Source organism: Streptomyces sp. NPDC001450, assembly GCF_053597295.1.
On record NZ_JBSFHY010000051.1, the window covers coordinates 1 to 13672 of the forward strand.

A 13672-nucleotide genomic window follows, 5' to 3' on the forward strand; every position below is an offset into this window, starting at 1 on the left:
GGTTTGCTTAGTTTACCTAAGGTTGCCGTGGGATGCATCCGGTGATCCGTACGATATGCGCGTTATGCCCAAAAGGTGCGCCCGGTGGACGACCCCGCGGGCCGGGACCGTGGCATCGCCCTGCTGCGCCGGGCCGTCGACCGGTGGGAGCCGGACCGCGACGGCGACATCACCGCCACCGCGCTGTTCCTCGCCCTCTTCCAGCAGGCCCGCCACCACGACGACCCCGACCCCGCCCGCGCCCAGGACGTGCTGCGGGCCGCCGCCCTGATCCTGGCCGCCGAACACGACCTCCACGACCTCGCCCAGACCGCCCGGATGCTCGACGGCTGGGCCCGGTTCACCCTCGCCGACCACGGTGTCCTGCCCGAGACCGACGGACGCCCGGAAGGACTCGACACCGAGCGGCTCAGGCAGACCATGAGCTCCCTCTTCGAGGACTTCCGCGAGGGCCGGGCCTACGTGGACTTCGGGGAGGAGGAGCACCTACGGGGCATGAGCCGGGACGTGGCCGGGCAGCAGCGCCGCATCCGGGGCTTCGAAGAGGCCCTCGCCCAGCTGCGCTCCCTCGAACCCGGCAGTCCCGGCCGGGCCGAACTCGCCTCACTGATGCTGTGCAACCTCACCGTCGTGGACCCCGATGGCACCCACATCACCGCGGAGCACCGGCGGGAACTGACCGAGGCGGTGCTGCAGCGCGCGGAGCAGGACCCGGCCTGGCAGGGACGGGCGCACGCCGTCACCGGCATCGCCCGGCTGCACCAGGAGATGAGCGCCGGCTCCGGTGCCGGCCTCGACGAGGTGCTCGCCCACTTCGACCGGGCGGAGGCCGGCGGCGGCCTCGGCGGCGACGAGCACGGCTACGGCCTCGCCCTCGCCCGGTTCATGGCCCAGACCCAGCGCGGCCAGACCGGCGGCGCCGGCGACGACATGGACGCCGGCGCCGCGACCTGGCGGCGGCTGCGCTCCGACCCCGCCCTGCCCGCGCACCTGCGCCGCCTGATGGACCTCCAGCAGGCCGGCTTCGAGGCGCACGCCGCCGTCCGGCGCGGCGACCTGACCGCCGCCGACGGTCACATCGCCGCGCTCACCGAGGGCCACGCCGCGCTCAGCGACGAGGACCCCTCCCGCATCGAGATCCTCACCCTCCTGGAGAACGCCCGCTCCGGCCGCGACAACCTCGCCCAGCACCTCGGCGTGCCACCGCTGCCGCCGCTCGCGGCCCGCCCGAGCGCGGCCGAACTGCGCCGCCAGGCACGGCGGTTGCCCCGCGACCACCGGGCCTGGGTGCTCGGCGACACCGGCATGACGCGCTTCGTGTCCGCCGTCACCCAGCAGGACGGACCGGGCATCGTGGCCGCCATCGGCCTGCTCCGGGAGGCCCACGAGCTGTGCGTGCCCGGCAGCGACAGCCGCCTGCGCTACGCCAACGGCCTGGGCATCGCCCACTGCGCCCTGTCCGAGATGGAGATCGACCGGGTGCGCCGCCGCGAGCGCCTCGCCAAGGGCATCGCCCTGCTGGAGGGTGCCTTCGCGGAGGCCGGCGGGCCCGAACACCGGCTCTACGCCGACACCGGCCTCGCCCTCGCCCGCGCCCACCGCACCCGCGACGACCTGCACCGCCGCGACCGGGCCAGTGCCCGCTCCCTCGGCCTGAAGTCCCTGCGCGGCCACGCCTGGGCCGCGCTGCTGCAGTCCGGTACCGACCACGCGACGGTCGCCGCCGCGCAGGCCACCGGGGCCGCGCTGGAGGTGGCCGGCTGGTGCCTGAAGGACGACCGCCCCGAGGAGGCCCTCCAGGCCCTGGACGCCTGCCGGGGCCTCGTCCTGCACGCGACCCTCACCTCGGCGACCGTCCCCGACCTCCTCACCGCCACCGGACACACCGACCTGGCGGCCGACTGGCGGACCGCCGGGGCCGACGCGACCGAACAGCCCGCCGACCCCCTCGCCGCTGTCCGGACGCCCCTCGCCGTGCCCAGCACCCTGCGCCGCCGCGTCCTGGCCGCCCTCACCGGCACCGACGCCCCCCACCAGGCCCGACTCCTCGACCCACCCGCCCCCGACGAGATCGCCGAGGCCCTGGGCACCCTCACCAAGGACGCCCTCGTCTACCTGGTACCGGCCACGGAGGACACCCCGGGAACCGCGCTGGTCGTCACCTCGAAGGCCACGGTGCACGCCGTACCCCTGCCGACCCTGACGGAGGACGCGGCACCACTGAAGGAGTACGGGCCGGGGGAAGGGCTGACCCGTGACGGAACCCCTCGTGACCTCGGCCCCGTCCCCGGCCGGCGCCCCTCCGTGCCCTCCTCCCTCCGCGCGCAGCTCGACCGGCTGTGCGGGTGGGCCTGGTACGCGGCGATGCGGCCGCTGCTGGAGGCCTTCGAGATGCCGGCCGGGCGGTTGCCCCGGCTGGTGCTGGTGCCGATGGGCAGGCTGGGGCTCGTGCCCTGGCACGCGGCCTGGGAGCCGGGCGGGCCGCGTGGGCGGCAGTACGCGCTGCAGGCCGCCGAGATCTCCTACGCCGCCTCGGCCCGCCTGCTGTGCCAGGTGGCCGCCCGCCCCGCCGCCGAGCACACCGGCGCCGCGCTGATCGTCGGCAACCCCACCGGCGACCTGCGGCACGCGGGCGAGGAGGCCGACGCCGTGCAGCGCGCCTTCTACCCCGAGGCCCGGTTCCTTGGCCACCGCACGACCGGTCCCACCGAAGGCCCCGGCACCCCGGGCGAGGTGCTGCGGTGGCTGCGCGAGTCGCCGTACGACGGGGCAGTGCTGCATCTCGCCTGCCACGCGTCCGTCGCCGAGAACGCCCGCCGCAGCGCCTGTCTCGCCCTCCACGACGGGCAGTTGGCCGCGGAGGAGATCACCGGCGCGGGCGGTGACCGGCTCGGTCTCGTGCTGCTGGCCGCCTGCCGCAGCCATGTCTCGGGCCGTGGCCACAACGAGGCCTACAGCCTCGCCACCGCCTTCCTCGCCGCCGGCGCCCGCTCCGTCGTCGGCTCGCTGTGGCCGGTCCCGGACGAGGCGACCTCGGTGCTGATGTTCCTCACCCACCACTTCCTGCGCACCCACGGCGAACCCCCGGCCCGGGCCCTGCGCCGCGCCCAGCTGTGGATGCTCAACCCCGACCGCGAACTACCGCCGGAGCTCCCGGAGTTCCTCGCCGATCGGGCCCGCGGGATCGACCCGCACGATCTGAGCGCCTGGGCCGGCTTCACGCATCTCGGCCGCTGACCGGCTCCGGGACCAGCGTGCGCAGCGGCACGGTCACCGCCGTCCAGCGGCCCGCCGCGCCCAGCACGGGCCCCAGGATCCGGCGGCCGGTGGCCGTGTCCCAGGCGGCCAGCTGGAACGGCACCGCGTTCAACTTCTGCTCCGAAACCACCAGTTTGAGCCAGTCCCGGGCCTGTGCCCCCGGCACCGCGGCCCGGGAGGCGGGCAGCGACAGCTGCACGGGATCGCCGTCCAGCGCGTGGCCCGTACGGCCGGGACCGATGAAGTGCCCCGGATAGAGCTCCGAGGAGGAGGCGTAGCCGTCGGTCAGGTCGAGCAGGACGCACCACAGGGTGCGGTCCGGGGAACGGTTGTGCAGCCGGATCGACACCCACGGCGGGCGCGGCCCGGAGGGGCCCGGGGTGTACGGGCAGACGATCTCCCCGGACGCGTCCGGCCGCAGCGGCTCGTCCGAGCCCCACGGGACGATCTCCAGCTCCACCAGCCCGTCCAGCAGCGAGGGCCGCGGGACGAGGTCGCGCAGCTGGTGCCAGCGGGCGAGGTGGGCCAGGCAGTCCGCGACCCGTCCCGCGTCCACCGGTCCGGCGAAGGGAAGCGGCGCCGTGAACTCCGTACCGTCGCGCCGCAGCACGGACGCCCGCCCGTCCCGCACCCGCACCCGGAAGTGCAGCCCCCGCGCCTCCTCGGCCCCGTCCACCAGCCGCACCAGCGGCCCGAGCGCCGCCGCCAACTGCCGTACCTGCTCCGGTGATCCGTCCACCGCCACACTGGCCGGCGGCAGCGCGACCTCCGACAGCGCGACCGGATACACCCGTTCCGGCTCCGGCTCCCAGTCCACCGGCGCGACCAGTGTCCGCGCGGCCGACACCTCCACCGCGCGTACGACCCCCCGGCCGGGCCCCTCCTCCAGCGCCGCGAAGGTGGTGCCCTGCGCCTCGGCGCCGCCCTCCCGGAGTCCGTGCACCGCGCCGCAGTCCACCTCCCAGCCCTCGGCGCCGTACCGCAGCAGGTGCGGACTCGCCGTGCGGGGCGCGCCGCCCAGCAGCGGGCGGTCCGCCGCACCGCCCGGCAGATCGGGGAAGAGCACCGGATGCTGGGTGCTGCCCGCCCGCTGCACCCGGGCCGCGGCCGCCGCCAGCAGCTCCCGGCACGTGGCGCCGGGACCGGCCGCCCGCACCGCGCCGACCAGCGCGTGCGTGAACGCCCCGTGCCGGCGCCCCTCGAACCAGCCCTCGTACGACGGCTCGTCCAGCCGGCTCGCCGCCAGCAGCACATGCCGGGGCGGCCCGCCGTACGCCCGGGCATCGAAGTTCCACTCCGGCCGGGGCGGCGCGTACCGCTCGGTCAGCTCCGCCTCCCGCGTCGCGCCCCCCGAGTGGCAGCAGTCCAGCACCGCCGTGACCTGGGCACCGCCCATGGCGACCCGGTCCAGCAGTGCGCCCAGCCGCTTGTCGAGCAGCGGACCGTCCACGCACACCAGCGCCTGGTTCAGGCCCGTCGCCTCGATCAGCAGGTCGTCTCCGGTGGCGGCCTCCTGTGTGCCGTGCCCGGAGAACCACAGCAGCGCCGTGTCCCCCGGGCCGGCCGAGCCCAGGTGCCGCAGCACCGCGTCCGTCACGGCGGCCACGGTCGCGTCGGCGTTCAACAGGACGGTGACGTCCACCCGTTCGTCGGCCAGCTCCGTCAGCAGTCGCCGGGCCTCGGTGACGTCGTTCGCGCAGCCGCCGAGCGCACTCGCCACGGACGCCGGATAGTCGTCGATGCCCACCAGGAGCGCCTTGATCCTCCCCATGTGAAGAGAGTCTGCCAGTGTCATTCAGGGGTCAATCAGGCCTACCGAGATGCACTCTTGACGTGACGTCACTAACCTTCACCTTCCGTGCATCGCACAACCGCTCACCACCCATGACTCTCGGGGGACACATGGGGTACACCGAACGGCCGCGCCGTATCGTGCGGCCGGCACAGCAGGGTCCGGGGATCCAGCCCGGCCCGGTCGCCCGGCCCGGCTCCGCGTCCGCGAACCCGGCGCCCGGCGTCGTACGCCGCGAGCTGTACACACCGCGCTCCCGCAAGCTGCTCGACGCCGTGGGCCGGCTCGACACGGGCCTGGACGAGCAGGCCTGCCGGTCGCTGGCCGAGTGGGTCCGCGAGCAGTACACGACGGCGTACGGCTCGGTGCCCCTCGGCTTCGTCGCCCGCTGCCACCTGGGCCCGCCGTACGTCGACCACCAGCTCAATCTCTTCCACGTCATCGTGCGGCACTTCGCCCCGGCCGAGCCGATGCCCGAGCCGTTCTCGGCGGCCCGCATGCTCGCCCGCTCCGGCGGCTACGCCTACGTCGAGGTCCACGCCGACGGCCTGGTCCTGCCCGTCCTGGACGACGGCACAGTAGTCCGCCCCTGAGCCCTGATCCCTTTCCCCTCCCCCTGCCCGCTCACCCCGCAGCACTCGAACGGAGCTCCGCATGTCCGAGGTCGACTACACACTGCGCCGCCAGGTGCAGGAGGTCAGCAACCTCGTCATCAGACTCAGCGAACAGGTCGGCTCCGTCTCCGGCCAGGTCTCCACCGTCGAGGCCAACCAGCAGCAGACCCGCACCGAACTCCAGCAGCTGCGCGACGAGTTCCTCGCCTTCGTCCAGCAGGCGCAGGCCACCGCGAACGTGCAGCGCGCCGAGACCCGCATCGGGGTCATCGAGGACAAGATCGACCACGAGTTCGGCCACCACAAGACGGTCCGCCGCACCGCGGTCGGCATGCTCCAGGCCTTCGACATCGGCCTGGTGTCGGAGGACAACGTCCGGATGGTCGGCGACCAGCTGATGCTCCAGACCCCCCGCTACTGGCTCGCCCCCGCCCTGGTCGCCCTCGCCTCCTGGTCCGCCGACGACCGCACCCTGTGCGAGCGCGCGGTCGACGAGGCCTTCCGCCGCTCGCCCGACCGCACCTCCCTCTTCTTCGCGCTCGTCCTGCGCCGCCAGGGCCGCTCCGAGGCGGCGGTGCGCTGGCTGCGGCACTATCTCCTCGCCCAGGACCCGGCCGCGCTCGGCCGCGAGTTCGCGGTCATCCTGGAGGCCATCGCCCAGGGTGCGTTCGGACTGGTCGGCCGCGAGCTGTTGGACCGCACCCTCGCCGAGTGGCGGTCCCAGCTGATGGACAGCGCGGACGCGCAGGCCAGGCAGGTCCGGCGCTGGCGCGACGAGCTGGAGTCCCTGCGCGGGCCGTCCCAGGCGGCCGAGTTCCCGCGCCTGGCCGCCGTCTCCCCGCAGTGGGTCACCCTCGACGGCGTGCTCTCCTCCGCGCGCGGCCAGCAGCCCGTGCTGGACAAGTACCGGGCCATCATGGACCGGGAGTTCCAGCCGTCCGAGCGCATCGAGGACGCCGTCGACGACATCCTCGACCGGCTGGTCTCCGAGTACGACAACGAGGAGCTGCCGCTGCGCCGCGACCTCGCCTTCAACCAGGCGGTGGTCGACCACGACGGCGACCTCACGTCGGCCCGCAAGACCGCCGACGCGGACGCGGCCTCGTACGAGGAGACCCTCGACTACCTCACCGTGCAGACCACGGCCGCGCTCAACCCGCAGGCCATCGGCACCTCGCCGGCCACCCAGCGGCTGTCCGTCGCGGCCTGCCACGAGTGGTTCCAGCAGGCGCACGCCGCCCACACCCGCGACTACCGGGCCGCCGTGCCGCAGGACGTCCAGGCCCAGTTCGCCACGTCGCACTCCGTGGGCTCGCAGCTCTTCCAACTGCCCACCTGGGTAGGCTCCTTCACCCAGCCTCTCGCCGCCCTGGAGAAGTCCCTCAGCGACCACTGGGACCGCTACACGGGCCCGTTCGTCGAGGCGCTCGCCTTCCCGTGGCTGAAGAAGGTGGCCCCGCTGGCCGGCGTCGTCGCGGCCATCCTCCTCTTCCTCGCCGGCAGCTGGCCCGCCTTCGCGATCGGCACGGCAGCCATCGTCGGTCTCGTCTGGGGCCTCATCCTGCGCAACCAGGCCCAGATTGCGGCCCGCGCCCAGGCCGCGGCCCGCGAACTCCTGGACCGCGCCAAGACGGAGTCCCTCCACCAGCTGCGCGGCGCCTCCGCCGAACTCACCGACTGGTACGAGAAGTTCACGACGGCCGACCAGACCGAGGTAAAGGTCCGCGAACTGATCGCCACGCTGCCGACGGCGGGCGGTGGCGCTTCGCCGTTCGAGGGGCGGACTGTACGCAAGGAGGGCGCGCCTGCGGGGTCGGGCCAGGCGGACGGTGTGCCCCAGGCTCGCTGGGAGGCGGCGCCCGGGGCGTCGGTGCGGGAGGACGTCCCGCCTGCGGAGCCGGCCCAGGATGACGTCGTATCCCCGGCCCGCTGGGGGGCGGCGTCCGGGTCGTCGGTCCGCGAGGACGCCGCGCCGGGGTCGTCTGGCGGTGCGGAGACCTCGTCCGAGCCCGAGTCCGGGCCCGGCTGGGGGGCCGCTCCCGTGCCCCGGCCCGGGAAGGAGTCCGCGCCCGTGGAGCCGGCCCAGGGGCACGTCGTACCTCCGGCCCGCTGGGGGGCGGCGTCCGGGGCGTCGGTGCGGGAGGACGCCGCGCCGGGGTCGTCTGGCGGTGCGGAGACCTCGTCCGAGCCCGAGTCGTCGTCCCGCAACGAGGCCGAGCCGGAGGACAAGGCCGGTCAGGAGATCTCGTCCGAGTCCCAGGAGGACAGCGCCCGATGAGTACGCCACCGCCGCCCGCCCACCAGCCCGGCCCGGCGCCGCGCGGCGCGCAGGACGAGTCGCCGTGGGCGAACGCCGCGCGTCCCGCGTCGCACGAGGCGGGGGCCGTGCCGCCAGGGAACACCACGGCACCTTCGTCGGCGACCGCATCCCAGCGCTCCTGGGCCGCGACCGGTCAGCCCGGGGCCGCGGTGCCGGCGCAGGGTGCAACCCCGGCCACTGTGCCCCCGCAGGGGGCCACCCCGGCGGCTCCCTGGGCTGCCACCCCGCAGGCCACCGGCAACGGTCCCGTCTCCCACACCGGGCAGCCCGCCGGCAACGGCACCGCCCAGCAGCCCGCTGGAGGCAGCCAGCAGTCCGCCGCCTCCCCCTGGGCCGCCTCCGCCGACTCCGGTCGTGCCCAGGCCTCCCCTTGGGCCGCGCAGCGGCGCCCGCAGCAGGAGCGGGTCACCAGCAGGCTTCGGCGGGTCGTGGAGGGGCTGCCCGACTGGGAGCCGTTGCCGCCGGGGGAGACCGTGGTGCGCCGGCCGGGCAGCAGCGTATGAGCGGGCTGTGGGGTGACGGCGGCCCGTACCAGGCCTGGGTCGGCCTCCTGCGGCGCTGGGCCGCCCTGGAGCCCGTCGACCCGGCCGTGCTGCCCGCGCTCGCCGAGGAGCAGTACGGCAGCGACACCTGGGCCCGGCTGACCGAACACCTCACCAGCGCCCTCAGCACCCGCCTGGTCGCCTGGGCCGAACACCTCGTCCGCGCCCTGAACGAGGCTCGGGACGACTTCAGTTGGGGCCGGGAGCTCGCCCAGGCCCGCACCGGCCTGCACGGCATCCGCGCGCTTGCCGCCCACCCGGGCCTCCCGGAGTCCCTGCGCACCCGGCTGACCGAGCTGGTCGACAACCAGATCACCGAGGTGCAGGCCCAGCTGGAGCGGAACCTGGACGCCGAGACCCGGCGCGGCACCGACCCCCGCCTGGTCGAGCGCCGCCGCCGCACCCTGCGGGACAACGCGCTGACCGCCACCTTCACGGCGCCGCAGACCCAGGACGCCTGGGCGTACGACCCCGCGGCCCCGCCCAGACGCCGCATCGTCCCCGGCTGAGGCGGACAGCGGCGGGCCACGGCCTGCTGCGCGAGTCACGCCGTCCCCGACCACCCCCGAGAAGGCCCGAATGTCGAACTACGCCGAGAGCCTCAGCCATCTCGACAGCTACATCTCCGCCCGCGTCCCGGTCATCGCGATGCGCACCATCGAACAGCAGCGCGCCCTGCGCCTGTTGCGCGAAGCGGCCACCCAGTCCCGGCGCAGCAGCATGCCGTTCTGGATCTACACCCGGGCCACCGGCCTGCGCGACCTGCGCACCAACGCGCCCGTGCAGGACGACCGTTCGCTGGCGGGCGCGATGGACTTCGCGGCCGCCCAGTTCGGCAGCCGCGCCAACGCCACCGTCGTCTTCGTCGACCCCGACGAACTCGAGTCGGACACCCCGGTCACCCGTCACTTCGCGGAACTGGCCCGCCTCGCCGACAGCAACATGGGCAGCATCGTCCTGATCACGGACACCCCCATCTGGAGCGGCCTGCAGCGCCTCGGCATGAGTCTGCGCCTGGACCTGCCCGACTCCGAGGAGATGTACGGCATCCTCAGCGGCTTCCTCGGCGACCACCACGGCCACATCCCCATCGACTGGACCGAGGAGGACGCCCGCCGCGCGGCCGAGTTCCTGAACGGCGTCACCGAGGCCGAGTGCGTCAACCTCATGGCGACCATCGCCGCGAAGGGCGCCATCCGCCGCGAGGACGTCCTCGGCCTCGCCCAGGCCAAGGACCGCATCTTCAGCGACCTCACCGGCCTGGAACGGGTCCACCTCAAGCAGAGCGACTACGCCATCGGCGGCCTGACCGGCCTGCGCACCTGGCTGGAACGCAAGCACGACATGATCTCCCGCGACCTGCGCCACACCGCCCTGCGCCCGCCGCGGGGCGTCCTGCTGGTCGGCGTACCCGGATGCGGCAAGTCGCTGTCGGCCAAGGCCATCGCCCACGACTGGCAGCTCCCGCTCTACCGCCTCGACATGGCCAGCATCCACGGCAAGTACCTCGGCGAGTCCGAGGGCCGCTTCCGTGAGGCCCTCGCGATGGCCGACCGCGTGGCCCCCTGTGTGCTGTGGATCGACGAGATCGAGAAGGGCCTGGCCGGCCGGGACGACATGTCCGGCGTGCCGCAGCGCATCATCGGCCAGTTCCTTTACTGGCTCCAGGAGTCCCAGTCCCGCGCGTTCGTCGTCGCCACCGCCAACGACATCCGCAGCCTGCCCCCGGAGCTGCTGCGCAAGGGCCGCTTCGACGAACTCTTCTTCGTGGACCTGCCCGACGCCCAGGACCGCAAGGAGATCATCCGCATCTACCACCGCCGCTACCTCCAGACCGACCCCGACCCGGAGCAGCTCGACCGCCTGGTCGACCTCTCCGAGGGCTTCGCCGGCTCCGACATGGAGGCCGCCCTGCACGACGTGGGCGAGGAGGCGGTACGCCGCGGCGGCATCGCCCAGCTGAAGGACTCGTACGTCATGGACACCTTCGCCCAGGTACGTCCGCTCAGCGTCAGCAATCCGGAGCAGATCGAGGAGATCCGCGCCTGGGGCCGCGAGCGCGCCGTACCGGCGGGCCGGGCGGCGGTGACCCCGGTGCCGGGCGACGGGGGCCGTACCCGAAGGATCGTCTTCATGGACGAGTGACCAGGGTCAACCGGTGAGTCGGGTGGTCCGACTGGTTCCGGCACAGGAATGTCGTCCATACTGCCGCCGTGGAGCAGCGCATAGGATCGAGCAGCAAGCCCGTCGAGGGCGCCGGATTCGACCCGGCCTTCATCCCCGGGCTCACCGCACCGGCGGCGAAGCCGGAGCAGGAGCAGGAGCCGCGGTCGGCGGCACCGGAGCCTGCCGAGGAGCCGGAGCCGGAGCCGGAGCAGGAGCCGAAGGCACAGGCGGCCGAGGCACCGGCAGAGGCGGAGGAAGAGGAGCAGGCGCCCGCTGACGGCCCCGTCTTCGAGGCCTCCGACCGCCGCGCCAAGTTCGCCGCAGACCACCGCGGCGTCCGGCTCAGCCTGGACGAGGAGAACTGCGAGTTCCGCTGGGCCGAGATCGCCGCGGTCGAGACGGAGTCCCCCCGCTTCGGCAAGCGTTTCACCATCACGGTGCACACCCCTGACCGCCGCTGGTACCCGATCGAGATCGAGGCGACGGCCAGGGCGCGCTTCAAGGAGTGGGAGGACCAGCTGGACGCGGTCCTCGACGCCTACTTCGAAGAGGCCTAGGGCCTAGCTGCAGTACTGGGCGGCCTTCCCGATCGCCCGGTACATGCAGTCCGCGTTCTCCAGCAGCTGCAACACCGCGTCCTTGTTCCGGGACGTCTCCCGCTCGATGACCTCGTCGGGCGGGTAGAACCCACCGTCCCAACTGGACGTCGGGTACATCTCGAAGGTGTAGTCGAAGATCTTCTGCGTACCCCACAGATAGTCGTCGATCGACCCGTCCGTGATGTACAGATCGCTCGACTGCTCCGGCGTGTACCCGTTGCTCGCGGCCATCTTCTGCCCCACGGCCTTGAACGCGGCGGCGTCGTCCGCGGTCATTCCGGTATCCGTGTCCGAGTAGGTGTACCCGAACGGCCAGAGAACCAGCTCGCTGTAGGTGTGGAAGTCGATGCCGGCCTTGATCTGCTGCTTGCCCCCGACGACCCGGCTGCGCACGAAGTCGGAGACGACCTTCACCTCGGGCGCGGACTCGGCGGCGGAACCGCGGTAGGTCTCGGACGACTTCGAGCCCGACGACCCGCCACAGCAGCCCCACTTGTAGTCCCAGTTCCGGTTGAGGTCGGTCCCGACGTACGACGACCCCGAGTTGGGCTGCCGGTTCTTGCGCCACGACCGGTACGACCCGGTGGCGATGTCGTACTCGCCGCCGTCCGGGTTCAGATCGGGGACGATCCAGATCTCCCGGCTGTTGATCAGGTTCGTGATCCGCGAGTCGCTCCCGTACCCGGCGCCGAACTCACGCAGCAGGTACAGCGCCATCTCCACGGTCAGATGCTCGCGCGCGTGCTGATGGAAGGTGAACAGCACCTCGGGCTCGTCCTCGTCGGTGCCGACGTTGTCGCTCACCTTGATGGCGACGATGTCCCGCCCCTGGTACGACTTCCCGATCACCCGCTTGCTCATGATGTTCGGGTAGGCGGCGAGCCGCTGGTCGATCTCGGCGTTCATCTCGGCGTAGTTGTGGTACTTCGAGTCGGCGCTGGGGAAGTCGTACAGCCGGGCCCCGGATCGCCGGGGCGCCGCACCCAACGGACTGACGTCGTACCCGAGCTCCCGCAGCCTGCCGATCTGCTCGGCCCGCCCGGACACGACGACGGTCTCCTCGTCGGCCTCGTCGACGGTGACGCCGGCCCGCTGAATGGCCGTACGGGTCACGGGGTTGGTGCTTTGATGGATCTCGTACTGCCGGATGTCGTCACCGGACGGCGCGGCCTTCCGGACGCCGTCGGCGGTGGCGTGCGTGGCGGTGGCCGACACGGGGGCGGCGAGGGCGAGGGCCAGCAGTGCGCCGAGTGCGGCGGTACGTCTGCTGCCGCGCGCGCCGGAGCCGCGGGTACGAAGTCGCATGAACTCTCCTTGGGTCTCCAGGAATTCCGGGGTCGCCGGAAGTGGGGAGTGGAGCTGGGGGGTGCTTCGTGCGACGTGCGGGTGCGGACTTGTCGTGCGTGTTGCTGCATGTGTTGCTGTGGGTCCGCTGTGCGGGGGTTGGCGCTCATGGTGAAGCGTTGGCATGATCAGGTCAAGTATGTCCAAGGCGGCTGCGGGCTCGGGCCGAAAAACGCCGGAGCCGATTGCTCTTCGGTGGGTACTCAGCAGCGGGTTGGCTGAAGCCGCTCGACGCGATCGAGGTCACCGGTGAGCAGGTCGTCGTGGCCGATGGCGAAGTCTCCGTTGAGCAGGGGCCGGGCCTGTCCGTAGTAGCGGCCCACGACGGTGTCGGGAAGGAAGGCGCGCAGGCTGTGGCGTATGTTCCGCGGGTAGTCGACGGGGACGCCCCAGCCGGACGGGGCCTGGTCGGTGGAGAGCAGGACCCAGTGGTCCACGGCTACGGCGGCGTCGAGGTCCGGCGCCTCTCCCGTGTGACTGTCCAGCGCCGGAAGGACCAGCCGATCGGGGTCGAGCGGCGGATACCAGACGAGCAGGGGCTTGGCGCGCTGGGCGTCGGCGTTGTCGAAGCAGCACACGGCGATGGTGTGGTCGGGGCAGTGGTCGGCGTAGAAGCGCAGTAGATCCGGGTTGATGTCCGGGCGCCGATGCGGCGGCACCTGCGTGAGCGCGGCGGGGATCAGGGTGGGGTCGGCGGCGAGGAGCACCGTGTAGACGTCGTGGTCGAAGACCTGGACGTGCTGTGGACCACCACACATCCAGGCGATGCCGTCGTCCTCGGCGGGGACGGTTTCGACTGCGGCGACCATGCGGTGCAGGACGTCGCCGGTGCGTCCGGCGGAGAGGAACTGCTTGGGGGTGAGTTGCCGTGTGGGCAGATGCAGCAGCATGGCGTTCGGGCCGTCCGACAGGTTGACGGCGGTGTTCTGGTAGCCCATGACATGGATGAGCCCGTGCAGGGGGTGGTGCTGCCGCCCGCAGTACAGGATCGTGCCCGAGAACGCGGCCTCAGCTGTGGAGATGCACACGGCTGCGCC

10 protein-coding genes are annotated in these 13672 nt (G+C 73.0%); 7 read left to right on the forward strand and 3 right to left on the reverse strand.

The features are described 5' to 3' along the window. Nucleotides 1-84 precede the first annotated feature (84 nt). A complete protein-coding gene (locus ACWC5O_RS39120) occupies nucleotides 85-3237 on the forward strand; it encodes a CHAT domain-containing protein (protein ID WP_450781183.1) in 3153 nt (1050 codons plus the stop codon). Here ACWC5O_RS39120 and ACWC5O_RS39125 read toward each other — a convergent pair. Continuing rightward, nucleotides 3218-5029: a caspase family protein gene (locus tag ACWC5O_RS39125; protein WP_450583800.1), complete on the reverse strand. Its 1812-nt coding sequence runs from the start codon at nucleotides 5027-5029 to the stop codon at nucleotides 3218-3220. The two genes, ACWC5O_RS39120 and ACWC5O_RS39125, sit on opposite strands and share 20 nt — an antisense overlap. A gap of 131 nt (nucleotides 5030-5160) precedes the next feature. Between ACWC5O_RS39125 and ACWC5O_RS39130 the strand changes: the two genes are divergently transcribed. The 6 genes from ACWC5O_RS39130 (at nucleotide 5161) to ACWC5O_RS39155 (ending at nucleotide 11249) form a co-directional block, all read left to right on the forward strand. After that, entirely contained in the window at nucleotides 5161-5643 is a 483-nt protein-coding gene (locus ACWC5O_RS39130) for a hypothetical protein (RefSeq protein WP_450583799.1), read from the forward strand. Nucleotides 5644-5704: 61 nt separating this feature from the next. Further along, entirely contained in the window at nucleotides 5705-7942 is a 2238-nt protein-coding gene (locus ACWC5O_RS39135; protein WP_450583798.1) for a hypothetical protein, read from the forward strand. Beyond that, nucleotides 7939-8487, forward strand: coding sequence for a hypothetical protein (locus tag ACWC5O_RS39140; RefSeq protein ID WP_450583796.1), 549 nt, complete (start codon nucleotides 7939-7941; stop codon nucleotides 8485-8487). Before ACWC5O_RS39135 ends, ACWC5O_RS39140 begins: the two co-directional genes overlap by 4 nt. Continuing rightward, entirely contained in the window at nucleotides 8484-9035 is a 552-nt protein-coding gene (locus ACWC5O_RS39145) for a hypothetical protein (protein WP_450583794.1), read from the forward strand. Before ACWC5O_RS39140 ends, ACWC5O_RS39145 begins: the two co-directional genes overlap by 4 nt. Before the next feature lie 70 nt (nucleotides 9036-9105). Then, complete coding sequence (locus tag ACWC5O_RS39150) at nucleotides 9106-10671, forward strand: AAA family ATPase (protein WP_450583792.1); 1566 nt, start codon at nucleotides 9106-9108, stop codon at nucleotides 10669-10671. 68 nt (nucleotides 10672-10739) lie between these two features. Further along, nucleotides 10740-11249, forward strand: a complete 510-nt coding sequence (locus ACWC5O_RS39155) for a hypothetical protein (protein WP_450583790.1) — start codon at nucleotides 10740-10742, stop codon at nucleotides 11247-11249. A 3-nt stretch (nucleotides 11250-11252) separates the two neighbouring features. On the opposite strand, the gene ACWC5O_RS39160 is transcribed toward ACWC5O_RS39155, so the two are convergent. Together ACWC5O_RS39160 and ACWC5O_RS39165 are read right to left on the reverse strand one after the other, a co-directional pair. After that, entirely contained in the window at nucleotides 11253-12596 is a 1344-nt protein-coding gene (locus tag ACWC5O_RS39160; protein ID WP_450583789.1) for a M14 family metallopeptidase, read from the reverse strand. Between the two features lie 242 nt (nucleotides 12597-12838). Continuing rightward, a complete protein-coding gene (locus ACWC5O_RS39165; RefSeq protein WP_450583788.1) occupies nucleotides 12839-13663 on the reverse strand; it encodes a hypothetical protein in 825 nt (274 codons plus the stop codon). Between the last annotated feature and the right edge of the window lie 9 nt (nucleotides 13664-13672).

Coding starts and splice junctions, on each gene's coding strand:
- ACWC5O_RS39125 (WP_450583800.1), bottom strand. CDS start 5,029: ATGGGGAGGATCAAGGCGCTCCTGGTGGGCATCGACGACTATCCGGCG.
- ACWC5O_RS39145 (WP_450583794.1), top strand. CDS start 8,484: ATGAGCGGGCTGTGGGGTGACGGCGGCCCGTACCAGGCCTGGGTCGGC.
- ACWC5O_RS39140 (WP_450583796.1), top strand. CDS start 7,939: ATGAGTACGCCACCGCCGCCCGCCCACCAGCCCGGCCCGGCGCCGCGC.
- ACWC5O_RS39130 (WP_450583799.1), top strand. CDS start 5,161: ATGGGGTACACCGAACGGCCGCGCCGTATCGTGCGGCCGGCACAGCAG.
- ACWC5O_RS39135 (WP_450583798.1), top strand. CDS start 5,705: ATGTCCGAGGTCGACTACACACTGCGCCGCCAGGTGCAGGAGGTCAGC.
- ACWC5O_RS39150 (WP_450583792.1), top strand. CDS start 9,106: ATGTCGAACTACGCCGAGAGCCTCAGCCATCTCGACAGCTACATCTCC.
- ACWC5O_RS39160 (WP_450583789.1), bottom strand. CDS start 12,596: ATGCGACTTCGTACCCGCGGCTCCGGCGCGCGCGGCAGCAGACGTACC.